Origin of the sequence: Acinetobacter nectaris CIP 110549, from assembly GCF_000488215.1 — a bacterium.
In the GTDB taxonomy this organism is placed as follows: Bacteria; Pseudomonadota; Gammaproteobacteria; order Pseudomonadales; family Moraxellaceae; genus Acinetobacter; species Acinetobacter nectaris.
Genome location: NZ_KI530712.1, coordinates 13,902 through 38,911 on the forward strand (window position 1 = coordinate 13,902; position 25,010 = coordinate 38,911).

The window sequence follows — 25,010 nt, forward strand, 5'->3', positions numbered from 1 at the left end:
TTGCTAAAAGCATACCTTCGGGTATGCTTTTTTTATATCGACAATAAAGTATAAACAGTATGATAAAACTATATACCACTGCGCTTTCAGGACACGGACATCGTGTAGAGCAGCTCTTGAAATTATTGGAGCTTGATTACGAAAAAATAGATGCACCACATGAAGTACGAATAACGACAGAATTTTTGAAGATTAACCCACTTGGGCAAATTCCTATACTCATTGATAATGAAGTCGTTTTAAGTGATAGCAATACAATCTTGTTATATCTCGTACAAAAGTATGATCGTGTCTGTACGTGGTACGCAAAGGATATAATAGGACAAGCAGAAATTCATATGTGGTTATTTATTGCATCGGGTGAAATTGCATTTGGCCCAGCATTAGCAAGAAGAACTAAGTTGTTGAATGGTGATGCAAGCTTAGAAGAAGCACAGGCACGTGCACATAAAATTTTAACCTTTATAAATAATCATTTGAAAAAGTATACTTGGCTTGCACTTGATAAAATCACAATTGCCGATTTGGCTTGTTATCCTTATATTGCTGTCGCAGATGAGGGTGGTATTTCCTTAGATGGGTATGAATATGTAAAGCGTTGGATTAAACAGGTTGAAGAAATACAAGGTATTTCACCTATGCCAAGAATAAAATAGTAGGCTACTTATTATTGGCTCAAAGTGTAGTAGTTGCGTACATTCAAAGAGAGAAATATTGATTTTCTTTATAAAGCCCTCATATTATGGAATATATTCATAAAATTATTCGGGGAATGTATGTTATTCCAACTGCCTAAATTACCAGCAGAAATTCATATAACGCATTTAAATGCACGTTTAAATGAGCAAAAGAAAAAACTTACTTCACAAGGAAGTAGTACAAAATTTTCGATAGGCAGTTTAGTTAAAGCAACCAAAGCACGTAAAAAGTCTAAAGATAAAGTCTATATTATTGACTTTAAAGGTGATGTTCAGGCTTCCGCTGTCGCAAATTTACGTGAAGAAGTGACACTGATTATTGCAGCAGCGGATGCTAGCAAAGATAAAGTGGTGATTCGTTTAGAAAGTCCAGGTGGTATGGTACATGGGTATGGTCTCGCAGCAGCACAAATTGTTCGTTTAAGAGATGCAGGCTTTTATGTAACGATCTGTGTTGATAAAGTTGCTGCAAGTGGTGGCTATATGATGGCGTGTATTGCCAATCAAGTGATTGCTGCACCATTTGCAATTTTAGGTTCTATTGGTGTTGTTGCACAAGTACCAAACTTTAACCGTCTTCTAAAAGAGCATAATGTTGACTTTGAACTGTATACAGCTGGTCAGTACAAGCGTACGGTCACGATGTTTGGTGAAAATACAGATGAAGGTAAAGCAAAGTTTGAAGAAGAATTGCAGCAGACACATCAGTTATTTAAACACTTTGTTGAAAAATACAGACCTCAACTGAATGTAGAGCAAGTTGCGACAGGTGAGCATTGGTATGGTGAGGATGCTGTAGAGCTAAACTTAGCAGATCAATTACATACTTCAGATCAAGTCATTTTAGACTTAATTCATGAAAATGATGTGTATTTGATTAGCACACGCCGTAAACCAACAGTGGGTGAGAAGTTAGGTCTACAAGCAGCCCAAATCGCAGATCATGTCGTACCAACAGTACTAGATAAGTTGACGCAATATGCAACAAAGGCAAGTCAGTCATTGGTGCAGTTTAAAGACCCGAAAGCATAATAAAAAAGCCAGCAGTTGCTGGCTTTTTATTTAAAACAATATTATTTTTTGAGTGGTTCATCCCACGCTTTTAAAGTATCTTTACTCCAAGCACCATAACTAGAGTTTGGTAAAACAATCCAGTCATGTCCAAAATGGTGTTGGTTCTTGAGAACACCTTGTTCGCGCTCAGCTTTACTTTGTTTGCTTGTAAAGTCACTTGAGAAGTCAGGTAAACTATCGCCAAGAAGCATAATAATATTATAATCTTTAGCAATTTTCTCGCGACGCTGTTGTTTTGGTGAGTCATAAAGTAAGACATTATCCATGCTTACTTGCGGTAGTTTTAATTCTTTTAATGTCGCAACTGTCGATGCTTTATGTTCTTGTGTACGATCAGAAACATAGAAAATTTTAATGCCGCGCTCATTTAAGAAGTTGAAGAAAGCAAGGCTACCTGGCATAAGTGTTGGATGACCATTTACTTCCCAGTCATTCCAAGTGTCCCAAGTTCTCCAGTCATGACATTGTTCTGTATCACGTACAAGTAAAGCACTATTGTCGAGTACAGTTTCATCTAAATCTGTAACAACAGCAATATTTTTTGCATTTGGATGTTGTTGTAAATATTGTTGAATGCGTAGCGTTGCAAGCTCATAGCTTTGAAGTTGTAGCGCATGAATCTCAGCAGATTGCTGTTGGTATTTTAGCCCCATGACGTATTGTTGCATTTCTGCACATTTATTATTGCTTGCAGCAGGTGTTTCTGCGGCATGTACTGCTGTGCCTAAAAATGCAGTAAGTAATAAAGGTAATATTTTTTTGGTTGCTTTAAGTCGAATAGACACTTAAATCTCCAGAGTTCAGGTTTTTATATAAAAAATAAGCCCAGAAACTTCTGAGCTTATTAAAGAATAATCTATAATTATTCCAAGAATTTGACAATTGTACCTGATTTTACTTTTCTGCCAAGATCGTTCGCATCCCAGTTAGTGAGACGAATACAACCATGTGAGGCTGTTTTAGATACTAAAGATGGATAAGGTGTACCATGTATACCAAATGATTTTTTACTTAATCCAATCCAAATATTACCTACAGGTGCATTTGGACCAGGCGGTAAAGAAAGAGGTTTTAGGTTGTTGCCTTGAACAAAGTTACTTGGCGAGTAGCTATACCAAGGGTTTGGAGTTACACCAACTACTTTATAACTACCTGTTGGAGATGGTGTGTCAGAGCTACCGATAGTGGCAGGGAATGAACCAACCATTTGGTTTTGTGCATTAAATAGATACAGTTGTTTAGCGCCTTTATGAGCAACAATTAAGTGAATGTTTTCAGGTAAATTGTTGCGAACACTTGTGACAATAATTTTTTGTCCAAGCTGGTTAAAATTCGCTTTTGGATTGAGTTGCTTTAAGAAACCTTCATCCATATGGAATTTTTCACCAAGCATTTCAGGTACGCTTGTATAGTATAAACCTTTCATTTTTGCTTGTAGTGCATAGTCATGCGGAATTTCTTTCGCATAAGGCCCTTTCAAGTCATCTTCTGAAATAGTGTATTCTATATATGCAGGCTTATCTCCTTGAGAGGAAAGCAATGCATTCCATGTATCTTCATCTAATACACCAGTTGGCTGAATGCCATGCATTTGCTGAAAAGAAGCAATCGCTTTTAGGGTGTTTTTACCACTAGAACCATCAATTGCACCTGGTGAAGCATGTGCATTATTGAGCATCACTTGTGCGCGTGCGTAGATTGGAAATTGACCTTTGCCAATATGACTATACCATTCAACATTATTGAGGTTTTCTAAAGTCCATGCCGTTTTGGAGAACTTAGTTGCCGATTTTGTTGTTGACTTGTCAGGTGTATTATCAATATTTTTAACAGTCTTCGCGACGTCATTTAAGTTGTTTTGTTCTTGTGTAGTAATTTGAGCTTCAGAAGCACTTACAACATCAGAAGCAGAAGTATCAGCAGCGCCAGCCATAATCTCAGATGCACTTTTATTATCTAAAGACAGTGGATCGATTGGATCTGTTGCTGCAGGCGTTGAAGCAACTTGTTCAGATGTGCCCGTTGCCGATTGCGCTACATCAGAAGCGGCAAAAGCAGTATTGATCATCAAGTAGCTTAAACTCACAGCGAGTAATGAGCGAACAAACATTGTGGTAAACCTTAGAATTATATTGTTGTAAAACGTGCTCAGTATTACAGAATTTAATATTTTGTGCATTAATTATTTCGTACATGTATAGTTTCAATAGTCATCATCGGCAGGCTCGGTTATCTTATGTAGATACTTTTTTGCTATAATACATTGAAATAATTAAATGATTGGGAAAGGCATGACGACTTTAAAAAATGATCGTTTTCTGCGTGCATTATTACGTGAATCTGTTGATACAACACCTATTTGGATGATGCGTCAGGCTGGTCGTTATTTACCTGAATATCGTGAGACACGAGCAAAAGCGGGTGACTTTTTATCTTTATGTCGAAATACTGAGTTTGCTTGTGAGGTGACTTTACAGCCATTACGTCGTTATGATTTAGATGCAGCAATTTTATTTTCAGATATTTTAACAGTTCCTGATGCATTGGGTTTAGGATTGTATTTTGAAACAGGTGAGGGACCAAAATTTAAAAAAACGATTCGTACAGAACAAGATATTCAAAACTTACCAAAAATTAATGTCAATACAGATTTAGACTATGTCATGAATGCAGTTACGGCAATCCGTTCCGCATTGGGTGGAAGTGTGCCTTTAATTGGTTTTTCGGGTAGCCCTTGGACACTTGCAACTTATATGATTGAAGGTGGTTCAAGTAAGGATTATCGTTTTACTAAAGAAATGCTTTATAAAACACCAGAGCTTTTGCATGCATTGCTAGATCATTTGGCAGATGCTGTCATTGATTATTTAAATGCACAAATCGAAGCAGGTGCACAAGCGGTTCAAATTTTTGATAGTTGGGGTGGTGCATTAGCACATCGTGAATATATCGACTTTTCACTCAATTACATGAAGAAAATCGTGAATGGTTTGACCCGTGAAAAAGATGGTCGCCGTATTCCTGTGATTCTATTTACGAAAGGCGGTGGTCAGTGGCTAGATGTCATGTTAGATAAGGGGGCAGATGCTTTTGGTTTAGATTGGACAACACGTTTAGATGAAGCTCGTAAACTTGTGAATGGTCGTGCAGCATTACAAGGTAATTTAGATCCTGCAACCCTATATGGGTCAAATCAGACTATTGAGAAAGCAGTTAAAGCAATGCTTGACGATGCTTATGCCAATGGTGAAAAAACGGGATATGTGGCAAATTTAGGGCATGGTATTACCCAATGGGTTAATCCCGATATGCCAAAAATATTTGTAGATACAGTACATGAATATAGTGCGAAGTATCTTTGATAAAATAGAAGTTATTAAAAAAGGATAAGTGAAAACTTATCCTTTTTTGTTTCTAAGGCATATTTTAATAGCTTTCAGGAACAGCACTTAAAAACTCACGACGAGTTTCTGTATTTGTTTTGAACTCACCGACAAATGAAACCGTTCTGGTTGTTGAGCTTTGTTTACCAACACCACGCATCATCATACACATATGTGCAGAGTCGATGACCACAGCAACACCACGTGCACCTGTAATGTTCTCAATCGCTTCAGCGATTTGTTGTGTGAGGTTTTCTTGAATTTGTAAGCGACGCGCAAACATTTCAGTAATACGTGCAAACTTTGAGAGACCTAATACATGACCTTCAGGTAAGTATGCAATATGCACACGACCATAAAAAGGCAGTAAATGGTGTTCACATAAAGAATAAAATTCAATATTTTTGACTAAAACCATTTCACGGTTATCTGATGGGAAAACCGCGTCATTGGTAACTTCTTCGAGTGTTTTATTGTAGCCTGACGTCAAATACGAAAATGCTTTTGCGGCACGAAGAGGGGTATCTTTGAGACCTGGACGTTCAAGGTCTTCACCAACGGCTTCAAGAATATTTTCGTAGGATTGCTGCATAGACATAACAGGTGTTCACTTACACAAATTGAGCAAGGGCAGTATTGTAGCAGAAAATTATCTTTCTAAAAGATTTAATCTTCATGTCAATTACTGCTGTTGGTATTTTGGGTTTTTCTCTGCACGTTTTAGCAGAACTAATACAGCACCTGTACCACCTTGGTTTTCAGGGGCACTTACAAAAGCGAGTACATCTCGATGCTGTCGAAGCCAACCATTGACATAGGTTTTTAAGATTGCTTCAGGCCCTTTACCATGCACAATTTTTACCACATTCTGATTTTCATCTTTTGCCATTTGAACGATTTGCAAGACCGCTTGGCGTGCTTCCTCTACAGTACAGCCATGTAAATCGACTGCTTCAAACCAGCGTATTTTGCCCATTTTTAGGTCTTCAAATATACGGTGTTGTAATGTTGCAATACGATAACTGAGAGTTTGTTGACTCCCTACAGGATTGAGGGCAGCTTGTGTATCTGAGAGCTCTGCATGATCTTGGGTTGCATCCCCTTCGGCAGCAACTCGTTTTGCTAAAATCTGTGCATTTATTTTCTTTGTTTTGGGCTTAGCAATAGAAGCAATATTGGCAGGATCTAATTTTTTTACACCCTGCACAGCCTGTTTAAATAAAGCAGTTGCATCTTCCTCTTGTGTTTTGTTTTCTTCTTGAGAAGAGGTAGTAATAGACGTCTCTTTTTTTATAGAAGTGTCTTGAGCTGAGTTGGTATGAGGGTGTTGAATTTGCTTGCGAAATTGTTTTAAAAGACTCTGCTGTTCTTTTGAAAGAAAACTATCTGAATTACTCATAGTTAATCATGCTCAATAACAAATGAAAAAAGAAGACTGAAATAAAAAGGCAGTCTATAGACTGCCTTATTTTATACAGTAATGATTATATAAGAGAAGGTATGCCAAACAAATCATAAAATGCTTGTTGAGGGTTTTCCTGCTTCATAAAGCTTTCACCAACGAGAAAGTGGTGAATATGATGCTTTTGCATTTTAGCCACATCTTTTGGTGTTGCGATGCCACTTTCTGTAATCAGCATGCGTTCAGCAGGCAACAGCTCTTTGAGGCGAATAGAGTTTTTTAGATCAACTTTAAACGTTTTAAGATCACGATTATTGACCCCAAGTAAACATTTTTCATTCAGTTTTAATGCACGTTCAAGCTCATATTCATTATGAACTTCAACGAGTACATCTAAACCATATTCGAAAGCTGTTTTTGACATTTCTTCAAGTTGTTGATCTGACAAACATGCAACAATGAGTAAAATACAATCGGCATGCAAAGCACGCGCCTCAACCACATTATATGGGTCGATCAGAAAGTCTTTTCTCAGAGCGGGTAGGTTACAGTTTTGTCTCGCAAGGTGAATATTTTCATCTGCACCCTGAAAAAAGTCTTGGTCAGTCAGTACAGATAAACATGCTGCACCTGCTTGCTCATATTGCTGGGCAATTTCAGCAGGGTCAAAATCTTCACGTATAATGCCTTTTGATGGTGAAGCTTTTTTAATTTCAGCAATAACCCCAGGTGTTTTACGATGTAATGCTTCTGAGAATGAACGAATTGGGCTAGCATTTTTGGTAAGTTGTTCTAAGTCGTATAAGGTGTGCTGCTTACGACGTATAGCAAGTTCTTCAACTTTACGGTCGATGATCTTACCTAAAATAGTATTGGCGATATCCATAAGCTTACTCAGTTGTTGGATCAACAAGTTTTAAAGTTTTTGTATATTCGGCAAATACACTCAGTTTCTCAAGAGCTTGTCCACCGTCGATAATGTCTTGCGCAAAAGCCACACCTTGAGCATAGTCTTTTGCAAGTCCTGCAACATAAATACCAGCGCCTGCATTGAGTGCAATGATATCTGCTGCTTTGTGACCTATCTCAGATTTTTTACGTCCAAGTGCATCTTTAATGAGTTTAAGACTATCCTGTGAGCTCTCTACACTTAAACCATTCAACGCCTGTGCTTGAATGCCTACATGCTCGGGGTGGATTTGCCAAGTTGTTACTTCACCATTTTTAAGTTCAGCAACAGTTGTTTTTGTTGCAAGGCTAATTTCATCTAAACCATCTTGTGAGTGTACAACCATGACATGTATTGCACCAAGATTTTTTAGCACTTCAGCAATAGGTACACATAACTCTTCAGAGAAAACACCTACAACCAAGCGTTGTACACCAGCAGGGTTGGTAAGTGGCCCTAAAAGATTAAATATAGTGCGAATGCCTAACTCTTTACGAGGGGCAATCGCATATTTCATTGCTTTGTGATGGTTAGGTGCAAATAAAAAGCCGATTCCCATTTCATTTAAACAGCGCTCGGTTTGAGAAATGGATAAGTCTAAGTGAATCCCTGCTTTTTCAAGTAAATCTGAAGAGCCTGAGTTGCTTGAAACACCTCTGTTTCCATGTTTAGCAACGGTTGCACTCGCCGATGATATGACAAAGCTCGCTGCTGTAGAGACATTAAAAAGATTTTGTCCATCACCACCTGTGCCGACAATATCGACAAGGTGCTCTGTGTGCTCAGGTTTAACATGAATTGCAAGTTCACGCATGACCTGAGCTGCTGCAGTAATTTCTTCGATGGTTTCACCTTTTAAGCGTAAACCCATCAGAAACGCCCCAATTTGTGCATTGGTCGTTTCACCTTGCATAATGCTATACATCACATCTTTCATTTGAGGTTCAGTCAAATGGATGTTTTTTGTCATGTTTTTTATAGCTTGTTGAATATTCATAATTTCATTTGTATGTATCTAAAAAGTTCTTGAAAATTTTATGTCCATGTTGGCTTAGAATAGATTCTGGATGAAATTGAACACCTTCTATAGGAAGTGTTTTGTGTTTTACACCCATTATTTCTTCTATTGAGCCATCAGGTTGGTTTGTCCAACAAGTAACTTCTAGACATTCAGGAAGAGTATCTTGATCTATGACAAGTGAATGGTAGCGTGTTGCGGTAAAAGGTGAAGGTAAATGAGAAAAGATACCAACATCTTTATGGTACATTTCTGACAATCTACCGTGCATCACTGTTTTCGCTCTAACAGTATTGCCACCAAATGCTTGCCCAATACTTTGATGTCCTAAACAAACACCAAGTATTGGAATTTTTCCAGCAAAGTGCTGAATGGCTGCAATTGAAATACCTGCCTCGGTTGGAGAGCATGGCCCAGGACCAATGACAAGGTATTGAGGTTGCCATCGTTCGATATCCTCTAATGATACTTGGTCATTGCGAACAACTTTAACCTCTTGGTTTAACTCGCCAAAGTATTGGACGATGTTATAGGTAAAGCTATCGTAGTTATCAATCATTAGAAGCATCTTGGATTCAACCTTTTGAAAATTAGCTGATTTTTTTATTTAAGTGATTTTGTTACTCACAATGTTACTCACAAAAATAAAAGTCTAGCTTTTTGTATGCAAATAAAAAGCCACTTTAAGTGGCTACTTTATCAGAATTTAGTTGACTTGTAACAACATCATTAACATATGAGCTTAGATAATAGTTGTGTCTACCATCTTTTTCGGGTTTCTTGATATATCCTTTTTTAATACGATCATATAGAGTAACCTCTGACCAATTCATACGTCTTGCAAACTCTTTCATCGAAATGCGACTCTCATTTCTTTGGCTTATCTGTCTTTTTAATTCCTGCATTTCAAGATAAATCATTTCGAGCATATCTTTATCTCTTGATGTTCTAATTGTGCCCATCATTCACCTCACGCATACCGATAACTAACGTCATTACATTTCTTCACCCAAGGCTTGAAGCGTTGCTTGTAACAGTCTTTGCAATTCGCCTCCAAGCTACAGGTACCATCTTTTTTAATACGACCAGTGCCATAGAAAAACTCTTTCGTAGCAGGGAAGTACTCACCACAGTGAATACATTGTTTTTCTGTACCGATTTCTGTTTGGATGTATTTAGCCATGATCTTTCTCCACTGCTTCGACAAATGACTCATATAGGCTGTAAGGAAGATAGGGTTCGCCTTCATGGTATTTGTGTGCATGCAAGACCATGTTTTCACTTAATTTACGCGGCATTAAAACAAACTCACCACTTTCAAGTTTTTCGAGCTTTTGTTTTAGCTTGGTGATTTCGGCTTGGGCTAGTGCTGCACGATTTCTCCAAGAAAACCATTCGGATGCCGTTCTATCGCTAACATATTCAAGACCTCTTTTAGCAATATTACCCCCCCATAGAGGATTCCCACGATTCAAACGCTTCACGTTCTTTATTTAAATCAATCATTTCCAAATCTCCTAGAACGGCAAATCGTCTAAACTATCAAGATGTGGCGATACGCCATATCCTTGTGGCTGTTGTCCAATTGCTTGATTAGAACTTTGATTACCTTGCTGTTGCTGTTGTCCATTTCGGCTGTAACCGTTATAGCTAGGTGCTTGAGCCTGTTGTCCATTTGCTTGATAGTTGTTCTGCTGACCATCTTGACGCTGACTATCAAGCATCTGCATTTGATCGCCCCGAACCTCAGTCGTGTATTGCGTCTGACCATTTTGATCAGTCCATTGACGAGTACGAAGAGAACCTTCAATGTAGACCTTTGAACCTTTACGCAAATACTGCTGTGCGATTTCACCAGGGCGATTGTTTAGAACAACTCTATGCCATTCAGTATTCTCTTTACGCTCACCAGTGTTTTTATCCGTCCAAGATTCACTGGTTGCGATAGAGAACTGAGTGATAGAGCCACCATTTGGAAATGTTTTGGTTTCAGGGTCTTTGCCTAACGTCCCGACAAGAATTACTTTATTTACGCCACGCATTTTTATTCTTCCTCGTCTTCATAGTTGCGTTGAAAACACTTAATTTTCACATCGTCAGGTGCTTCTATTACTAAACGTGGTTGAAAACCATTACGATATTCTTGAGGCTCAATTTTCATAACCCATTTAGGAAAATCCAAGTCAATATATTCAGGGTCATAATTAGCAACGCCAATCATCCAAGTTCCGCTATTATTTGGACAGTGATGACCAGTTACGACAATGGCCTCACTACCACTTTGCACAAGCCATTCGATAGGTCTTCCACTTGCACAGTTGTCATAATCATCATGAAAATGATTTGTTTCACCGAACGTGTCATCTGAGTGGCCTTCAAAAATTAATTTAATCAATTTATTATTCTCCCGCACTGCTTGGTAAATCAGCTTTATATGCTGTTTTTATAATTTCGCTGTCATCACAGTATTTGCAATCTCTAGCCCAGAGAGAGTATTTTTCATGCTCATAAGCATAATCATAGTCGTAACGCTTCCAGTCACCGTATTCATGTGAGTTCTCAGCACAATCCATGCGTCTAGCATCGTAAGTCACTGACACTTCTGCATTTACAATAATCTGTTTTTTACAAGCGCCACACTCAAGCTCATTGTCTTCACCTTCAATCTCCCAGAGATCTGAAACACAATCATCGTCTTTCGCACCGCAGTATGGGCATTCAATATCAGTCATTCTGTTCACCATTTATAACGTAATGCACACCGATTTGATTTTGAGTTGACTCTTCAACTAACTTTTTGAAGTAACCCATCGCTGTTCCAAGTGTTTCTTCAGTACAAGCACCTGGGCGTTTTACTAGAATGTCGATTGCATCGAGCAGTTGCCTTTTTTCATGTACTTCCATCATCTTCTTATTCCAAAAACAATATATGTATAGCAAGCGACACATCGACCTTTCGTATCTGCTTGCATGAGTTGCTTACAGTGGAAGCAGTATTCACGCTGCATGTTTTTTCTTGCTCAATTCCTGACTAAGCTCTGCATAGTATTTTTGGCAAAGCGGTATTTTCTGTTTGATCTTTTCAATCATGCTTTCATCACGTTTGATGGTGACAGTCGTTAATCGTTCATCTAATGGAATTGCTTCAACCATGTGAACGAGTTGATCAATGTCATCCCAATCATTTAAAAGCTCAGCAGGGCAAGGGAATAACCAAAAATCAACATGAGCTACTTCACAGTCGTAAAGCCACATATAGCCTTGCATTTGCCAGTCATAACCAGCTTTTTTAACTTTCTCTAAAGCTTCATCTTCAAAGAATGGGTGAGAGCCAATATCCCAAGTGCACTTTGTATCAATGATCAATTTTCGCTTTTGATCTAGCACATCACACTCACCAGTAATGAGTTCGTTTTGAACACGGCCAACATGCTTTTGATATTTACGAAAGCGCATATTTCCTGAAAGTTGAATTGCTTGATCTTCTAAGCTATTACCTTTGATGGTGTACTTATTTCCAGTAAATGAACGAAAGCCGAATTGATCTTCTTTCACTATGCTACGGATAGATGATTTAGCCTTATCACTAAGCACTGCATCTTTTTTCTTAGGCTCACCGATTAGATCGGCAAGCCCTGAGCATCTGAATAGTTTCATAGCGCTTCCACCTGAGCTTTTTGTTCATCGGTAAGCGTGTATTCACTAAGTAAGTCATCTTTGGTTATTTCCTTAGATCTAATCGCATCCAATGCATTGTTAAATCGTGCAGGTTTGATCTTAGGTCGGATTGTTTTAGCATTAGCTGTAAATCCATCATTGTCATCACCAGTTGCAATATTTAGGAGAGAGCAAATGGAGTAACGTTTTCCATAAGTAATGGTTGAGCCTACTTGTTGAACAGAGCTTTTTGCACCTGAGTTATCAAGCGGTAAAATTAGTTCGTTATGTGCTGAGTGACCATCACGATGACGTAAAATACAAAATATTTTAATCTGACTTGCATTTTCCTGTTTATGCTGGAAACTGACAGAAAATCCATATGTAGCTAATATTGGGCGAACAATTTCAATGATTGAGCCGAGCGAAGCATACTTAACAGAAAACTCACTGCCTGATTTTGTCTGAATTTTAGACTCAGAAGATTTTGCAATCACAGGGATTTCATTCGACATCATTGCAAAGTCACGGTTAAATGCCATTTCTGCTTGTTTCGCTAAAACACGCTCTTGCATATCAAGCATTTTTTCAATGACAGCCATATCAGGATTAGCACTTGATAAAACTTTCTCAACGAGCCCAAAAAGTTGATTCTCTTGAGAAGCTATAGGTTTTTGAATTTCTACTGGTGCATTCATCATATTCTCCCGAAGGCAGCAATTAAGCTGCCCACTCCATAAGTTCTTCTACTTTTCGTTCTTCAAAATAGCTTTCAAGAAAATCATTAATTACTTTCTCTTGCTTATCTGTCAGACCAATCGACATACCTTCTACTGCATAACAATCAACAACTTGTTCAACACGAGCAGGGGTGTGTGTATCAACAACAAGAGAGTCGAAATCCACATCAGTCTCATTTTGAGGATCGTTTGTTTTGTTCCAAGCCACAAAGCTAGAGCTGTCTTTAGCTTCGATAACTAAAGCGATGAAATCATCAGGAGTGTTTGGCTTAACAAGAGAGAAATAAACTTTGTTGCCGTCTACTTGGATTTCTTCAGCATCAACTTCCATTTCTTGAAATACAGGAAGGTAAAGATGTTCAAAGTTCGAGTTCATAACATTCATTAGAAATTCACTCCTAAAAACACAGCGATAGAAACCAAAATAGAGAAGGCGGTTAGAGTTTTAGCATCCTCAATCAGACGCTTTTTAAATAACTTCTTGTTTTGACTGCGGATTAGCTTTTTAACTAATCCTTGTTGATTTGCTAGATTGTTCTGTTGCATAATTACCTCGTTCCGATGGAAAGCCCGTGTTTGATTTCGACTTCTGCGCGGGCTTTTTGTTGTCTTGGTGATTATTAGTTTACCAAAGGAAACTTTTAAGTCAAGTAAAAGTTTATTTAGGGAAACAGTTATTTTCACTTAGGGAAACTTTTTAATGGTGTACTAATAAAAAAGCCCTGCATATTGCAGGGCTTGGCTGAGGATTTATAGTATTTAAGGGATTATTTTTTGCGTCTGTAAGTCGTATCTTATTATATTGTCGCCAGTAACATCAGCACCAAAATCATTTTTGGAGGTATATTTTAAATATACTTCAAGTATTGATCTGTCAAAAGTAACTAAAGATTCTCTCGGCACAAATGAATACTCATTTTTCAGATCAAGTTTTGTCATGATACTAGTGAGGTGGATGTACTGGCTAACTGTTTCTTTCGTGGCATGTATATTTATTGTTGATTCTAAAATTTTTACTAACGTATTAACCTTAACAGGATTGTCATTTCCATCTTTAGCCTCAATAACAAGTAGTTGATTATTTTCTAGCGGAGCCGTATTCGATTGATTGCTTTCTTTGATTTTTTTCCATGTACCATTTGAATTTAGTTGAATCATTTCTCCATGTGAATTTTTTACAATTTCTGCATGTAGTGAAAATGAAAGAATCAAGAATGGTAATAAAGTTATATATTTATTCATAGTATTACAAAATCTTATAATTTAAATTAAAATATTACCAAGTATCAACTGATGTAACTTGCCAAATCCAGCCAACAATTTCAAACTGCTGATCTAATATCTCTTGAGCTGTAAGCCTTATTTCAGGGAACTCTACGGCATTATCAGAAACAACTCGAATGCCGCCCATAGGCAAGTTATATAAGCGCTTAATCATAAGCAACCCGCCATGACAGATTGCAAAAACTTTACCATCTTTAATGACCTTTTTACCCATATCAACATGGACGGTATCTCCATCCTTGATAGTTGGAGACATAGACTCCCCAGATGCTCTTGCTGCGAATGTTTCACTATGTTGTATGCCCAAATTACGCAAAGTTAATTTTGCTAATCTCAGCTTGCTTGTCTGATTAGCCATAGCTTCGCCAACTGATCCATGTCCGCATGCAAAACTAAAATTATCGAAATAAGGAATTTCAACTTCATCATCATCTAAAGGGGTATTTTCATCCCATACCTCTATGGATTGGTTCTCAATAAATTTAATTGAGTCTCCACCTGAGATTATCCAATCTGAAGTTGTCTGAAGTGCCTTTGCTAAGGCAGGTAAAACATCAGCACTTGGGGTATTTACCCCTGAAACCCATTTGGAAACGGTACCTTTTGAAAGACCTGTTGCTTTAACTAGATCAGTTTGCTTAAGGCTGAGATCTTTCATCCGACGAATAATTCTGTCGCTAATTTCACTCATGACGAAATCCTTTTAATGTATGTTTCCAATGGTAAACATATTGATTGATATTTGAAGAAACTTATGGTTTACTATAGGAAACTATTAGTTTATCGAGGGAAACATGACCGTAGATGATTTGAAGCATCATTACGGTGTCAAAAATGATTATGAAGTTGCTCAAATCATAAAAAAGACACGTGGTGCGATTAGTAAGTGGCGAGCAAAGGGTATTCCAACAAGCACCCAAGCAATTCTACAAATCCAAACCAATGGCGCATTAAAAGCCGATTTAGACCAAAGCGCAGCCTAGGAACACCCATGAAAAGTCGCAGCAAAATCACAAAAGAGATCGTTCGGACGAAGAAGAAGACTGTTTGTATGCCAACACACCTGCCTGAAGATGTTGCGTTGCATATTGCGCAAGAAGCATATGAGCGTGGTTGGTCAAACAGTGGATATTTACGTTGGTTAGCCATGGAGGATATGGATCGTTGTGAAGATGGCAAGAATCTTATGGCAGAAGTATCGGGAATACCTAGAGAACGATTCGATTTGTTCGAACAAACAAAACAATCCGTACGAAACGAACGCAATAAAAAAGCCTGATCGTCGAGTATCAGGCTTTTAGGTTCAAAAACTAGTAGGAAGATGAACGATGAATATGTTAACAGAATTTCAAAAAAATGCAAAAACAATGAGTACGCGCTTAATTTCTGAATTAACGGAAAAGCGCCATCCTGATGTTAAGCGTGATGTTGAGAATATGCTCTCGCAACTGGATTTAGATGTGAGCAGTTTTGCTCATATCTATATTGATACTCAAAACCGCAAACAAACTGAATATTTGTTAGATGAAGATTTAACAATGACTCTAGTTACTGGTTATAACGTGGTTTTACGCAATCGAGTTATTAAACGCTGGAAAGAACTAGAAAATCAACAACAACTCCCACAGTCATTTGCTGAAGCACTTCAACTCGCAGCAGATCAAGCGAAGCAACTTGAATTGCAAGCACCCAAAGTTAATTTCTACGACAAATTAGCAGACCGAACTACCTTAATGAACGCAACTCAAGTCGCTCAAAAAATCAGTATGTCTGCTCAGAAGCTCAATAAGATTTTAGACACACTCAATGTCTACAGCCATGCCGTGAAGCGTGGTCGTGTGTTTAAGCAATGGTTCATAGATCAAGGCTATGGAGAGCTGAAAGAGACAGATTTGGGCTACTCACAAGCGATGTTCACGACAAAGGGTGAGCAATGGGTATTTGAGCAACTAACGAGTGAGGGCATTATTTAATGAGTTCAATGAACATTCAACTAATGACACTTGTTGATACACTCAATGAGCGTCCTATCGCATTCAATAAGCACTATGTAGACCTCGGCTGTGGCATCACAGGTGCACTAATGTTGTCTCAACTGGTGTATTGGACAAAGAAGACAAATAACGCCAATGGGTGGATTTACAAGACAGGTGTGGAGTGGACTGAAGAAACAGGTTTAACGCGTCGTGAGCAGGAAACAGCACGTAATAAACTTAAAGAATTAGGCTTTATCACAGAGCATAAACACGGTGTTCCATGTAAGGTTTTCTTCAAGGTTGAATACGAAGTTTTATACCAAGCATTGATCAATCTTGCACAAGAAAAACCATGTGCAAAACGTACAAACAAGAATGCACAAAACAGCCAATCTAGTTTGCACGAAACCGACAAGCAAGTTTGCACGAAAGCGCCAAACTGTGATGGCGGAATCCGCCAAACTAATACAGAGATTACTACAGAGAATACAACAGAGATTACTACAGATATTAAGAGCGTAAGACACACACGCAAAAAACAACCTGCAAAATTCTCATTTGAAAACGAGCTTATGAAACTTGGAGCAAATGAGCGTTACACATCTGAGTTCATGGAAGTACGAAAAGCGAAACGTGCAGTCGATTCAGAAACCGCATTTAAGCGTTTTATCTCTGAACAACAAAAATCAGGTAAGTCGCTTGATGAAGTCCTAGAACTCTGCATTGTGAACTCTTGGAAAAGTTTTAATGCGTCATGGAATCAACCACCAGCTGCTAAACAACAACCCGAAGCACCTAAAAGACGTTTTGGGAATCACTTCATTGATCAACAGCCAAAGCCAATGAGAGACGTTGGAGGCTACCATGAGTAACATTTCAAACCTGACTCAAGATGTTGGCCAAAACTTCCCAACTAAGCTTGCAGATCAAATCTTAGGTGAAATTGAAAGCCTACACGGTGATGACTTCAATAAAAAATATGCCCAGATGAAACAGAGCGAGCTTCTGAGCCTAACTTGTCGTGTTCTTGATGGTCTTACACCAAACGACATAAAACGTGGCTTAAAACGCCTCTATGAAGAAAAGTGGTGTCCTAAACTTCCTGAGTTTAAATCTTGGTGCTTACAAGCATCGGATTGGTGGACTGCTGAACATGCTTGGGCAAAGGCAATGCAGTTTGAAGCTGATAAGTCTGTGAAGATTACAACACTAACCAAAGTCGTTCTTGATGAGGTGCGTCACATCATGGACAACGAGGGGCAAAAATCAGCACATTTTGCATTTCGAGATATTTATCAGGATTACCTTGCAAAAGCTAAGCAGAAAGGGAAGTTGCAAGAGTTTTATGTCCCTCAAAAAATGGCTCAGTTAGGGCATTCAGAAAGCAACCGCAAAGGTGTTCCGTGCCCAGCGCATTTAATGAATCAGATCCGCAGTGTGGGTAAACGAGGTGTTGTATGAAAGCAGTAGATTTTATCCAGTCACATGGAATTGCAAGAGCAACTAGAATTGTTAAAGCAGCACCGCAGTGGGCAGTTTATTACGATGCAGAGAAGCGTTGTTATGACGATATACGTTGTGAAAGTAGCGTTTCACTAACTGAGCTTGAGGAAGTGTTAGTGGGGTGTGGGGAATGAAAATTCTAATAGCATGTGAAATGTCTGGAACTGTTAGGGATGCATTTATTGCTTTGGGTCACGATGCTATTTCTTGCGATATACAAGATACCCAATCTCCTGGTCCGCACTACAAGGGAGATATTCGAGATCTACTTGATTATCCATTCGACATGATGATTGCACATCCACCTTGTACACACATTGCCGTAAGTGGTGCTGCTTGGTTTAAAGAAAAAGCATTTGATGGTCGTCAACATGCTGCAGCAAGCTTTTTCATGATGCTTGCCAAGTCAAACATCCCAAGAGTTTGTATCGAAAATCCTGTTTGCATCATGTCGAGCTTATGGAGAAAGCCTGATCAAATCATTCAACCATGGCAATTTGGTGATGAAGCTCAAAAAACAACATGCCTATGGTTAAAAGGTTTGCCAAAACTAACGCCAACAAAGATTGTGGATAAGGGTGAAATGGTGACTTTTGCAAGTGGTAAAAGGATGGCGAAATGGTATGCGGATGCAAGAGGAAGTTCTGAGCGCTCAAATATAAGAAGTAAGACCTTTCAGGGGATAGCTGATGCAATGGCAATGCAGTGGGGTGGAGATAGTCAGCAGGATTTATTTGGAGCTAGTGCATGAAAGCGAATGAGTTTATAAAAAAAGCTGGGTTGAATGAAGTAAAGCGTCTTTTAAGCACAGCAACAGTTGCTAACGATAATCAGGTCGGGGTTATCCCTTATAACCCTTTTATTGGCATACCAATTGATATTGGCGAACTAAAACGCCTGATTGAGTCGTATGAGTTGGTTGGTTCTTTTGGTGGTTTAGAGCATGCCAAATGCTTCTTAGCTGAAAATATTCCTTGTGCAGATTCAGGTGTTTTGAATAAAGCCATAGCTGATGTGGAGAGCTGTCAATGAGTTTAGATAATTTGTTAACTACATTGGCTGATCTTGTGCCAAAAAATGTTCCTGAAATTGAAGTGCTGCCAATTACCAATTTCAAAGTGGGTGACGAAGTCTTAATTATATGGGTTGCAGAAAAAGAAGTTTGGACAGTTTTAGCTTTGTGCAGTGATGGTTATGTTGATATTCGATGCAAGACTTCAAAGGCTGCAATGAGCATTCCACTTGAACAGCTTAGATTAGCTAGTCTGCTTCTAAATAAGTTTAAAAAAGGTGACTTGATTGTAGTAATGGATGGTTTGTATCAGGAAATTTTTACAATTACAAAAGAATCTAACGATGGATTTGTAATTGAGCATGAATCAGATGCGTTTGGGGTACAGGCTTATTCTATTGAATACCCATACTCTGATATTCGCCATGCAACCCCCGAAGAAATCAAAGCAGGGAAGCGGTTGCCATGAATAAACATGACCAAATAGCAAACAAGGAGGCAATTTAATGCCTACTTTCTTTGCAGTAATGCTTTTCTTATTCATGACGAGCTGTAAACCACAAACGAATATAGAAATTATGTTTTATGTCTTGGTTGTAGCAATTTTAGTTGGAGGTATCGTTGCACTAAAAATATGGGGGCACGATGCGTAGAGCTGCCAAAGTCGATGCCAATCAAACAGAGATTGTTCAGGCATTACGTCAGATCGGGTGCACAGTAGAACACTTGCACTCGGTGGGTCGAGGTTGTCCCGATTTGTTGTGTGGATTTCGGAACAATAACTACCTACTCGAAGTGAAGGATGGAAGTAAGCCAAAATCAAGTAGAAAGCTAACACCTGATCAGGTGATATGGCATGAAACATGGCGAGGTCGGGTTTACGTGGTTGAGAGTGTAGATCAAGCAATAACAGTAATACAAAAAGGATAAGGGTTAGAGATGAACGCAGTTGCTGAACGACATATTATGCAGGTAATGGATTGGTCTAAGTACAGTCTAGAAGAGTGGTTATATCAGTTTGGAGCATGGCAATATTCAAGTTCAGGCACTTGTGGGAAAAGTATCAATCCAATTGCTGTAGCTATGGATCAGGCTGTAGTTAAACGTAAGAAGTTTAAACTGGGCGTTAAAAAGCAAAGACAAGTTATTGCAGACTATATGGTCAGTGATCTGGATACTCCTAAGCCTAGAAGAAGTAAGTTTGAATGTAATATTACTGATGATGAAGCAAGAGCAGTACAGCATTTAATTTTAGATATGCAGGGTAAGTCTGAAATATTAGATGAATGGTTAGATGCTGTGATTGATCGTTATTTTTATGGGAATTCATGGTCAGAAATTGCAGTCGATAAAACTGTAAATGATGCTAGACAAGATGTTAAGTGTGGTTTGGCCGCTTTACATGTTCGTCATCCATTTATCCCATTCAGTAGTTGACCTTGCGCAAGGCAACTGCTATATTTGTGCTATAGTGAACGAAGTTATAGTAATTCACTAAGGCTTTAGATAGTCATTCCCAAAATACTCGTCTTTTACTCATTTTAGGCGAGCGAGTTTATAGGCTAGATCGATCATGTGGCTAGCCTTTTTTTATGCGCGTGTTTTATCAGTTTAGCCGTAAAACCCCGTCCTTTAGGTCGGGGAGGATGTCAAGAATGAGTACGTTGAAGTTATTCCAATAATTTAAATATCGTATTATAATTTCCACTAAGATGGTCGTATTATTAATTATACTTAGTGGTTTAATTGGGTTGCGATCATCTACTCCGTTTTGGCTTGGATATCCAAGCGCCTGAAAAGGTTGCACCGTGATTTAGCAGTGGGCGGAGAACAAATAGGCTCACTTTATGTGGGCTTTTTTATTGCCTGTAGATTTACCACCTACAGAACATGCCATCGAGTAAAACCCCGAACTAGGGTTATTGGTATGCCCACCTTAATGAATCGAAAGCAAGTAAAGTTAGCCATGCATGTAGGGCGGATGTGATTGTGAGTAGCGGTGTATTAGCAGTGGCCGAGCTAATATGTCGAAATATAAGGCCACCAAGTTATTTGAATAAAGGTACAGTTTACTATTCCATCTTAGACAGTTATCCCAGCCTTGAATTATTGCTGTGTTTTACGTTATAAATTATTGATAAGAACAAATAGAAGAGTGTTTAAATGACAGCGAACGATATCATGTTTTTAGCGTTAGTCGATGGTGGGATAGCTTCAGTATTTTTAGCTCCATTCTTCTTATTACTTGCTGTTATAGCGTATTTCAAACGAAAGAAAAGTAATAAGTGGAATAAAGCATTTAGAATCTTTTTATTTTGTGTGGTTGTTTTTGGGATATATGCAGTCCTCTTTGCCTCATTTATTCATGAATTACAAAAATAACTAATAAGTTATCTAGTCGATAGCGTAGACATTCAACTAAGAAGTATTTCTTCTGTGTTTAACTATTCATAAATACCAAACAGTTCGTTTTACCATACCCTGCAAGCCTCTTAACAATGCTCAAATCGCGGGGTTTTTTATGATATGACCTACTATAGCAATCGCTATCATGCAAAGTATGATCAAAACGAGTAGAGAAATGGATCTACGCCATATATAGGTCCATATAAAATCGATTAGATCAATAATAAGGTCGATAAGAATACTGAGCATTTTGATTACAAATTATTTGTTTTCAAAACTATACCGCATACAGAAATGTTGTGCGGTTTTTTATTGCCGACAATTTCTCCTACATAGAGTTAAAACAATGCGTAAAAGTTTATTTATGAGTCGATTATCTTTGGCTTGCTCAATGATCGTGGAAAGTTTTGGCCGATTAGGAAGATCGATGGCTGCTGGGTATTCAATGCCATCACCAAGTCCAGTCTTTTTAAACTCTCGATTTTTCCATAAACCAAATAAGCCAAGCTTCAACCGTATTGGTCAAAAGAAACGTCGTCTATATGCACGTCGACTAGGAAAACATTAATAAATAAAGGAGTGCTTATGAACATCATAGAAGCACGTAAGCACTTAAAAAAATACCAAGCAGAACTCAACAAGTACCAAAGCTTATCTCGTGAATTAATGGGCTATGACGATTTAATTCATACAGACAAGAAGATTACCTATTTCAAGAAGTGCATAGCGAACATTAGAGAACAGATCAATGCTCACTAAGATACTCAGCATATTCGCATTCTTCATGCAGTTTTTTAAACCCCAACAAAAGGAAGTCATCATGACTAATTTAGAGCAACAACCACAAACAGCACAACCAACAACTGAGCAATCTACAGAAAGCACAATTACAACTATTGCAACAGAAGCAGAAGGTGTAATCAAAAAAGGTGTTGAAGATTTAGAAAAAGCTTACAGCTTCATCCAACATGGTGTTGATCTGCTAGGTCCCGATGCTAAGTCTGAACTCTTAACACTTGCGATTAAGTTTCTTTAATCCAACAGCTCAAGGACGAGCAACTATGCGAAGTAATCAACGTTTAAACGCGGTTAGATCATTGCCTTGTGTGAAGTGTGGTAGTCCTTACTCTCAAGCAGCACATAGTAATTTTACTGAGCATGGGAAAGGTCGAGGCATTAAGGCCAGTGATGAATACACGATACCGCTTTGCCATAAGTGCCATTATGAGTTCGACACGTACTCAAGTATGAAACGTGATGAGTCGAAGTTGTGGTTTGAGCAGATGCTGGCTAAGACGAATCGGATGTTATCGATGAACGAGACAGAAATATTCTAGTCCGAAATTTGTAGTTTTATGGGTAACTAAACGTGGGGAAATGACGATGGATCTAAAACAAACATTCGTCATTAAGTCTCATACTGATCAGTTACGAGTTCAAGACTGCTTAAGCAGAAATAGAGAAGAAGCTTTAGAAAATAAGACACCTCTCATTGTTAAGATATCAACTAAACAAGAAGATCGAAGTGCAGCGCAAAATAGACTGTACTGGAAATGGCTCAATGAGTGGTCTAAACATATTGGATCGGATAAAGACTCAGAGCATTTCTATTTTAAGAAGAAATTTCTCATAGGGATATATAACCGAGATGATGCTGAATTTGCTGAGATGTGCCAAGCGATAAAGCAGCTTAAAAATAATGAGCAGGAAGAGTACGAAGCAATAGCTCAGCATGTTATTCGTATGACCAGTACAACGAAAGCGACAGTGGCTCAAATGAGCGAGTACTTAAATAACATTCATGATTTTTGTGTATTGCAGGGGAAGTATTTAGAAGCACCTGATGATTTGCGTTGGGCGGTTGATTATTAAATCCAAATAAGTTATTTATGATTTATCAGTACTATTGAGACTACCAATGCCAACTACTCAACAAAAAGAAGCTTTAGAGAATACAGTTAGAAAATTATATAAAGTTGAACCTAAAGAATATTATGTAAATTATGGTATACAAAAGGGTACCGAAACAGCAGAAGTCATATGGTACGGAGGTGGAGTACCGTCAGAGTTTGAATGGGAGAAAAATAACTATGATCCGGACCCATCATATGTATGGGCTCTAGTGAGAGATTATAGAGACTAAAGACACAGCCACCTTCGGGTGGTTTTTTAATACCTACAGGATATAAACATGACGGAGTTAAAATTAACTCCGAAGCAAGAACAATTTTGCCAACTCTATATTGAATTGGGGAACGCTTCGGAGGCGTATCGACAAGCCTACGATGCGGATTCAATGAGTGAGGGCACAGTAAATACCAAAGCAAGTGAATTGCTCAAGAACGGTAAGATTACGGTAAGGTTGAAGCAAATAAGAACACATCACCAAGTAAGACATAACATCACAGTTGATATGCTACTTGATGAATTAGAACAAGCTCGACTTGCCGCTAAAGGTGATGAAACACGCAGACCCCAAGCTAATGTGATGATTGCAGCAACAATGGGAAAAGCTAAAATACTTGGCTTAGATCGAATTTCAAGATTAGTTGCTAAAAAGCATGAATTAGAGATTGCTAAAATCGAAGCAGAAAACAATGAAGATGGCGACAATACAGTTCAGATAAACATTGTTAGGGTGGGGAAAGATGCAAATTGACTTCACGCTTACCGCTCCACAAGATGACTTTGTATTTAGTACAGCACAATATCCCTTATTTGTTGGTGGTTTTGGTGCAGGGAAATCAGAAAGTCTATTCAAGCGCCTGATTATACAAAAGTTGACTTATCCCAAACTCAACCAAGGCTATTTTGCACCGACACATGACCTTATTCGATTGATTGCATTTCCACGTATCTCTGAATTGCTTAGAGAATGCGGACTTAGTTTTAAGTTGAACAAGGCTGAAAAGGTTTTTTATATTGCTGGGTATGGCGAAATTGTTTGTCGCAGTATGGAAAATGCCGACTCGATTGTAGGTTTTGAAATTGCAGATGCTGTCATTGATGAGCTAGATACTTTAAAAACTGAACATGCTCAGAATGCATGGAACAAGATTATTGCTCGATGCCGTCAACGTAAGCCGAATAAGATTGCAAATACCTGTGCAGTGGGAACAACACCTGAAGGTTTTAGATTCTGTTATGAACGCTGGGAAAAGAAAGCCAGTAGCAAATATGTACTTTATAGAGCACCAACGCGATCTAATCCATATTTACCCGAAAGTTATATTGAGGGTTTAAGAGAATCCTATCCACCACAGTTGCTAGATGCTTATTTAGAAGGGCGTTTTGTCAATTTAACGAGTGGTGCTGTTTATCCTGAGTTTAATCGTACATTGAATCACAGTGATGTCAGTATTGTTGATAAAGAGCCATTGCATATCGGCATGGACTTCAACGTTTTAAAAATGGCAGCAGTAGTTTTTGTGGTTCGTGATGGTTTGCCTTACGTGGTAGATGAATTGGTTAATGTCCGGGATACGCCTGCAATGGCTGAGTTAATCAAAACAAGATATCCCAATCATCATATTACGATTTATCCAGATGCGGCAGGGCAAGCGAAATCATCTAAGAACAGTAGTGAATCTGACCACAGCATTTTAAGACAAGCAGGCTTCTCATTGGTTGTTGATGGTACAAACCCTGCAATTAAGGACAGATTGAATGCATGTAATGCCATGATCCTTAATGCTCAAGGCGAACGACGATTATTTGTAAATACGGATAAGTGTCCAAATCTTACAGAGGCATTAGAACAACAGGCGTATGACAAGCATGGTATGCCTGATAAAGAAGGCGGTTTTGATCATGCCTTAGATGCGTTTGGTTATTACGTTGTTAAACGATTCCCGATTGTTAAGAAAACGGTTCAAGTGCCTGTCAGATTCTCATTTTAGGTTTTTATT

The 25,010-nt window shown here is 38.4% G+C and carries 44 protein-coding genes; 24 read left to right on the forward strand and 20 right to left on the reverse strand.

The window, feature by feature from the left end:
* The first annotated feature begins 59 nt into the window (after positions 1-59).
* Positions 60-656 (forward strand): glutathione S-transferase family protein, encoded by a 597-nt coding sequence (locus tag P256_RS00065; protein ID WP_023271620.1) that lies wholly within the window; start codon positions 60-62, stop codon positions 654-656.
* Positions 657-776: 120 nt separating this feature from the next.
* Positions 777-1,730 carry a protease SohB gene (gene sohB / locus P256_RS00070; RefSeq protein ID WP_023271621.1) on the forward strand — a complete coding sequence of 318 codons (954 nt, stop codon included), beginning with the start codon at positions 777-779 and terminating at the stop codon, positions 1,728-1,730.
* Between the two features lie 41 nt (positions 1,731-1,771).
* Here the strand turns inward: sohB and P256_RS00075 are convergent, their stop codons facing one another.
* Together P256_RS00075 and P256_RS00080 are read right to left on the reverse strand one after the other, a co-directional pair.
* Positions 1,772-2,557 carry a 5'-nucleotidase, lipoprotein e(P4) family gene (locus P256_RS00075; RefSeq protein ID WP_023271622.1) on the reverse strand — a complete coding sequence of 262 codons (786 nt, stop codon included), beginning with the start codon at positions 2,555-2,557 and terminating at the stop codon, positions 1,772-1,774.
* A 77-nt stretch (positions 2,558-2,634) separates the two neighbouring features.
* Complete coding sequence (locus tag P256_RS00080; RefSeq protein ID WP_023271623.1) at positions 2,635-3,882, reverse strand: L,D-transpeptidase family protein; 1,248 nt, start codon at positions 3,880-3,882, stop codon at positions 2,635-2,637.
* A gap of 181 nt (positions 3,883-4,063) precedes the next feature.
* Between P256_RS00080 and hemE the strand changes: the two genes are divergently transcribed.
* Positions 4,064-5,134: a uroporphyrinogen decarboxylase gene (gene hemE / locus P256_RS00085; protein WP_023271624.1), complete on the forward strand. Its 1,071-nt coding sequence runs from the start codon at positions 4,064-4,066 to the stop codon at positions 5,132-5,134.
* 64 nt (positions 5,135-5,198) lie between these two features.
* Here the strand turns inward: hemE and folE are convergent, their stop codons facing one another.
* From folE to P256_RS00175, 18 genes are all read right to left on the reverse strand, one after another.
* Positions 5,199-5,747 carry a GTP cyclohydrolase I FolE gene (folE, locus tag P256_RS00090; RefSeq protein WP_171068506.1) on the reverse strand — a complete coding sequence of 183 codons (549 nt, stop codon included), beginning with the start codon at positions 5,745-5,747 and terminating at the stop codon, positions 5,199-5,201.
* 90 nt (positions 5,748-5,837) lie between these two features.
* Complete coding sequence (locus P256_RS00095) at positions 5,838-6,554, reverse strand: Smr/MutS family protein (protein ID WP_023271626.1); 717 nt, start codon at positions 6,552-6,554, stop codon at positions 5,838-5,840.
* An 85-nt stretch (positions 6,555-6,639) separates the two neighbouring features.
* A complete protein-coding gene (gene trpC, locus P256_RS00100) occupies positions 6,640-7,443 on the reverse strand; it encodes an indole-3-glycerol phosphate synthase TrpC (RefSeq protein WP_023271627.1) in 804 nt (267 codons plus the stop codon).
* 4 nt (positions 7,444-7,447) lie between these two features.
* Positions 7,448-8,503 carry an anthranilate phosphoribosyltransferase gene (gene trpD, locus P256_RS00105; RefSeq protein ID WP_023271628.1) on the reverse strand — a complete coding sequence of 352 codons (1,056 nt, stop codon included), beginning with the start codon at positions 8,501-8,503 and terminating at the stop codon, positions 7,448-7,450.
* 4 nt (positions 8,504-8,507) lie between these two features.
* On the reverse strand, positions 8,508-9,092 hold the full coding sequence (locus P256_RS00110; protein ID WP_023271629.1) for an aminodeoxychorismate/anthranilate synthase component II: 585 nt from the start codon (positions 9,090-9,092) through the stop codon (positions 8,508-8,510).
* Between the two features lie 115 nt (positions 9,093-9,207).
* Positions 9,208-9,489: a hypothetical protein gene (locus P256_RS00115; RefSeq protein ID WP_228130219.1), complete on the reverse strand. Its 282-nt coding sequence runs from the start codon at positions 9,487-9,489 to the stop codon at positions 9,208-9,210.
* Between the two features lie 5 nt (positions 9,490-9,494).
* The gene (locus P256_RS00120; RefSeq protein WP_023271631.1) at positions 9,495-9,707 is read right to left on the reverse strand and encodes a hypothetical protein; all 213 of its coding nucleotides are present in this window, start codon (positions 9,705-9,707) and stop codon (positions 9,495-9,497) included.
* Positions 9,700-9,999 carry a hypothetical protein gene (locus tag P256_RS00125; protein ID WP_155756721.1) on the reverse strand — a complete coding sequence of 100 codons (300 nt, stop codon included), beginning with the start codon at positions 9,997-9,999 and terminating at the stop codon, positions 9,700-9,702. The genes P256_RS00120 and P256_RS00125 overlap by 8 nt, the downstream gene beginning before the upstream one ends.
* Before the next feature lie 42 nt (positions 10,000-10,041).
* Positions 10,042-10,566 (reverse strand): single-stranded DNA-binding protein, encoded by a 525-nt coding sequence (gene ssb, locus P256_RS00130; protein ID WP_023271633.1) that lies wholly within the window; start codon positions 10,564-10,566, stop codon positions 10,042-10,044.
* Between the two features lie 2 nt (positions 10,567-10,568).
* Entirely contained in the window at positions 10,569-10,937 is a 369-nt protein-coding gene (locus P256_RS00135) for a hypothetical protein (RefSeq protein ID WP_155756722.1), read from the reverse strand.
* Entirely contained in the window at positions 10,924-11,256 is a 333-nt protein-coding gene (locus P256_RS00140; RefSeq protein WP_023271635.1) for a hypothetical protein, read from the reverse strand. The genes P256_RS00135 and P256_RS00140 overlap by 14 nt, the downstream gene beginning before the upstream one ends.
* Complete coding sequence (locus P256_RS00145; protein ID WP_023271636.1) at positions 11,249-11,431, reverse strand: hypothetical protein; 183 nt, start codon at positions 11,429-11,431, stop codon at positions 11,249-11,251. Before P256_RS00145 ends, P256_RS00140 begins: the two co-directional genes overlap by 8 nt.
* A gap of 90 nt (positions 11,432-11,521) precedes the next feature.
* Entirely contained in the window at positions 11,522-12,181 is a 660-nt protein-coding gene (locus P256_RS00150) for a hypothetical protein (RefSeq protein ID WP_023271637.1), read from the reverse strand.
* Positions 12,178-12,879 (reverse strand): ERF family protein, encoded by a 702-nt coding sequence (locus tag P256_RS00155; RefSeq protein WP_023271638.1) that lies wholly within the window; start codon positions 12,877-12,879, stop codon positions 12,178-12,180. The genes P256_RS00150 and P256_RS00155 overlap by 4 nt, the downstream gene beginning before the upstream one ends.
* 22 nt (positions 12,880-12,901) lie before the next feature.
* A complete protein-coding gene (locus tag P256_RS00160) occupies positions 12,902-13,306 on the reverse strand; it encodes a hypothetical protein (RefSeq protein WP_023271639.1) in 405 nt (134 codons plus the stop codon).
* Complete coding sequence (locus P256_RS13180) at positions 13,306-13,467, reverse strand: hypothetical protein (protein ID WP_023271640.1); 162 nt, start codon at positions 13,465-13,467, stop codon at positions 13,306-13,308. The genes P256_RS00160 and P256_RS13180 overlap by 1 nt, the downstream gene beginning before the upstream one ends.
* 213 nt (positions 13,468-13,680) lie before the next feature.
* Positions 13,681-14,163 (reverse strand): hypothetical protein, encoded by a 483-nt coding sequence (locus tag P256_RS00170; protein ID WP_023271641.1) that lies wholly within the window; start codon positions 14,161-14,163, stop codon positions 13,681-13,683.
* 34 nt (positions 14,164-14,197) lie between these two features.
* On the reverse strand, positions 14,198-14,896 hold the full coding sequence (locus P256_RS00175) for an XRE family transcriptional regulator (protein WP_023271642.1): 699 nt from the start codon (positions 14,894-14,896) through the stop codon (positions 14,198-14,200).
* A gap of 103 nt (positions 14,897-14,999) precedes the next feature.
* On the opposite strand from P256_RS00175, the gene P256_RS00180 reads away from it, so the two are divergent.
* The 21 genes from P256_RS00180 to P256_RS00265 all read left to right on the forward strand — a co-directional run bounded on the left by P256_RS00180 (position 15,000) and on the right by P256_RS00265 (position 25,001).
* A complete protein-coding gene (locus P256_RS00180) occupies positions 15,000-15,188 on the forward strand; it encodes a Cro/CI family transcriptional regulator (RefSeq protein ID WP_023271643.1) in 189 nt (62 codons plus the stop codon).
* 8 nt (positions 15,189-15,196) lie between these two features.
* Positions 15,197-15,484 (forward strand): hypothetical protein, encoded by a 288-nt coding sequence (locus tag P256_RS00185; protein ID WP_023271644.1) that lies wholly within the window; start codon positions 15,197-15,199, stop codon positions 15,482-15,484.
* Positions 15,485-15,533: 49 nt separating this feature from the next.
* Entirely contained in the window at positions 15,534-16,178 is a 645-nt protein-coding gene (locus tag P256_RS00190; protein ID WP_023271645.1) for a Rha family transcriptional regulator, read from the forward strand.
* Entirely contained in the window at positions 16,178-17,053 is an 876-nt protein-coding gene (locus P256_RS00195) for a hypothetical protein (RefSeq protein WP_023271646.1), read from the forward strand. Before P256_RS00190 ends, P256_RS00195 begins: the two co-directional genes overlap by 1 nt.
* Positions 17,046-17,642, forward strand: a complete 597-nt coding sequence (locus P256_RS00200; protein ID WP_023271647.1) for a hypothetical protein — start codon at positions 17,046-17,048, stop codon at positions 17,640-17,642. The genes P256_RS00195 and P256_RS00200 overlap by 8 nt, the downstream gene beginning before the upstream one ends.
* On the forward strand, positions 17,639-17,818 hold the full coding sequence (locus P256_RS00205) for a hypothetical protein (RefSeq protein ID WP_023271648.1): 180 nt from the start codon (positions 17,639-17,641) through the stop codon (positions 17,816-17,818). The genes P256_RS00200 and P256_RS00205 overlap by 4 nt, the downstream gene beginning before the upstream one ends.
* Positions 17,815-18,435 (forward strand): hypothetical protein, encoded by a 621-nt coding sequence (locus P256_RS00210; RefSeq protein WP_023271649.1) that lies wholly within the window; start codon positions 17,815-17,817, stop codon positions 18,433-18,435. Before P256_RS00205 ends, P256_RS00210 begins: the two co-directional genes overlap by 4 nt.
* Positions 18,432-18,716, forward strand: coding sequence for a hypothetical protein (locus P256_RS00215; RefSeq protein ID WP_023271650.1), 285 nt, complete (start codon positions 18,432-18,434; stop codon positions 18,714-18,716). The genes P256_RS00210 and P256_RS00215 overlap by 4 nt, the downstream gene beginning before the upstream one ends.
* Positions 18,713-19,165 (forward strand): hypothetical protein, encoded by a 453-nt coding sequence (locus tag P256_RS00220; protein WP_023271651.1) that lies wholly within the window; start codon positions 18,713-18,715, stop codon positions 19,163-19,165. The genes P256_RS00215 and P256_RS00220 overlap by 4 nt, the downstream gene beginning before the upstream one ends.
* Positions 19,166-19,202: 37 nt before the next feature.
* Positions 19,203-19,349 carry a hypothetical protein gene (locus tag P256_RS13185; protein WP_023271652.1) on the forward strand — a complete coding sequence of 49 codons (147 nt, stop codon included), beginning with the start codon at positions 19,203-19,205 and terminating at the stop codon, positions 19,347-19,349.
* Positions 19,342-19,626 (forward strand): PDDEXK family nuclease, encoded by a 285-nt coding sequence (locus tag P256_RS00225; RefSeq protein WP_023271653.1) that lies wholly within the window; start codon positions 19,342-19,344, stop codon positions 19,624-19,626. Before P256_RS13185 ends, P256_RS00225 begins: the two co-directional genes overlap by 8 nt.
* A 9-nt stretch (positions 19,627-19,635) precedes the next feature.
* Complete coding sequence (locus P256_RS00230; RefSeq protein ID WP_023271654.1) at positions 19,636-20,133, forward strand: hypothetical protein; 498 nt, start codon at positions 19,636-19,638, stop codon at positions 20,131-20,133.
* 726 nt (positions 20,134-20,859) lie between these two features.
* On the forward strand, positions 20,860-21,078 hold the full coding sequence (locus tag P256_RS00235) for a hypothetical protein (RefSeq protein ID WP_023271655.1): 219 nt from the start codon (positions 20,860-20,862) through the stop codon (positions 21,076-21,078).
* A gap of 370 nt (positions 21,079-21,448) precedes the next feature.
* Complete coding sequence (locus P256_RS13190) at positions 21,449-21,670, forward strand: hypothetical protein (protein ID WP_023271656.1); 222 nt, start codon at positions 21,449-21,451, stop codon at positions 21,668-21,670.
* 17 nt (positions 21,671-21,687) lie between these two features.
* A complete protein-coding gene (locus tag P256_RS13255) occupies positions 21,688-21,861 on the forward strand; it encodes a hypothetical protein (RefSeq protein WP_023271657.1) in 174 nt (57 codons plus the stop codon).
* Positions 21,862-21,922: 61 nt separating this feature from the next.
* Entirely contained in the window at positions 21,923-22,138 is a 216-nt protein-coding gene (locus P256_RS00240) for a hypothetical protein (protein ID WP_023271658.1), read from the forward strand.
* Between the two features lie 25 nt (positions 22,139-22,163).
* On the forward strand, positions 22,164-22,439 hold the full coding sequence (locus tag P256_RS00245) for a DUF968 domain-containing protein (protein WP_023271659.1): 276 nt from the start codon (positions 22,164-22,166) through the stop codon (positions 22,437-22,439).
* 46 nt (positions 22,440-22,485) lie between these two features.
* Positions 22,486-22,974, forward strand: coding sequence for a NinB/YbcN family protein (locus P256_RS00250; protein WP_023271660.1), 489 nt, complete (start codon positions 22,486-22,488; stop codon positions 22,972-22,974).
* 46 nt (positions 22,975-23,020) lie between these two features.
* On the forward strand, positions 23,021-23,245 hold the full coding sequence (locus P256_RS00255) for a hypothetical protein (RefSeq protein ID WP_023271661.1): 225 nt from the start codon (positions 23,021-23,023) through the stop codon (positions 23,243-23,245).
* Positions 23,246-23,293: 48 nt separating this feature from the next.
* Positions 23,294-23,761 carry a terminase small subunit gene (locus tag P256_RS00260; RefSeq protein ID WP_023271662.1) on the forward strand — a complete coding sequence of 156 codons (468 nt, stop codon included), beginning with the start codon at positions 23,294-23,296 and terminating at the stop codon, positions 23,759-23,761.
* Positions 23,751-25,001 carry a phage terminase large subunit family protein gene (locus P256_RS00265; protein ID WP_023271663.1) on the forward strand — a complete coding sequence of 417 codons (1,251 nt, stop codon included), beginning with the start codon at positions 23,751-23,753 and terminating at the stop codon, positions 24,999-25,001. The genes P256_RS00260 and P256_RS00265 overlap by 11 nt, the downstream gene beginning before the upstream one ends.
* Positions 25,002-25,010: the final 9 nt, after the last annotated feature.